This window comes from Flavihumibacter solisilvae (assembly GCF_000814475.1).
GTDB classification, from domain to species: domain Bacteria; phylum Bacteroidota; class Bacteroidia; order Chitinophagales; family Chitinophagaceae; genus Flavihumibacter; species Flavihumibacter solisilvae.
In genome coordinates this window covers 1-829 of record NZ_JSVC01000052.1, presented here as the reverse complement: position 1 = coordinate 829, position 829 = coordinate 1, and the positions used below count along the sequence as shown (strand labels likewise).

General features: G+C 31.7%; 1 protein-coding gene. It reads right to left on the bottom strand.

Going from position 1 to position 829, the window contains the following annotated elements:
- Positions 1–773 (bottom strand): hypothetical protein (locus OI18_RS23335; RefSeq protein ID WP_039144745.1); only part of this gene is annotated, 773 nt, incomplete at its 3' end.
- Positions 774–829 lie beyond the last annotated feature (56 nt).

The window sequence follows — 829 nt, the reverse complement described above, 5'->3', positions numbered from 1 at the left end:
TTTGATAACATCTCATATTCTGATGACTCTTCAGAAATTTCATCAATCCTCGAATGAACAAAATCTCTAAACCCGTTAAGACTCCTATTGGAGATAGATGAAATAATAGTATTGGCAAATTCTAGCTTATCAAAGTTAACTTTCTTATCAAATATTGATAAAGAATGACTTATATCTCTATTTATCCCAGTCTTGGGAAGACCTAACAAAAAACACAAATCATCAATTTTAACTGGAGTTGCATTCTCCAATGAAGAAAAGAATCTTAAAAGAAAATACCATTGCCCATCAATACCATTTGGATACTCCTTCCCAACTAACCTGATAATTTTCTTAACTAGATCTTGCTCATATTTTCCCTCGATACCTGCAAACTTGAAATAAGAAAACAAAAGAAAATGACCAAGAGAAGAATTTATCCACTTCCACTTCTCTTTGGCAAAATCGTTTATTACAGTAACAGCTGTCTCACTCGACCTATCAAGTACAATATTTGAAATGATAATTAGTTTTTTAATACTTGAATCATTCCTCTTCTGTAAGATTCCGTCCTTAGTATTTACACTAAACAGCTTAACATTTGAACTTTCACCTGCAACGCCTGTAAAAACAATGGGAACACCTGAATAATTTGACAAGCTATAAAATTCAAACATTTCCTGTTGGACAAAACTCGGTATATCTTGTATAATTACACGCTTAATCTCCTCCTTATTGTCCTCTTGAAATAAAGTATTGACATAAAGATCGAAAGCCTTAATAAACTCTTTCATAAAACTCAATCTATAAAAAATGGATTTAATACAATTATTCCCTTTTCACCATCGGG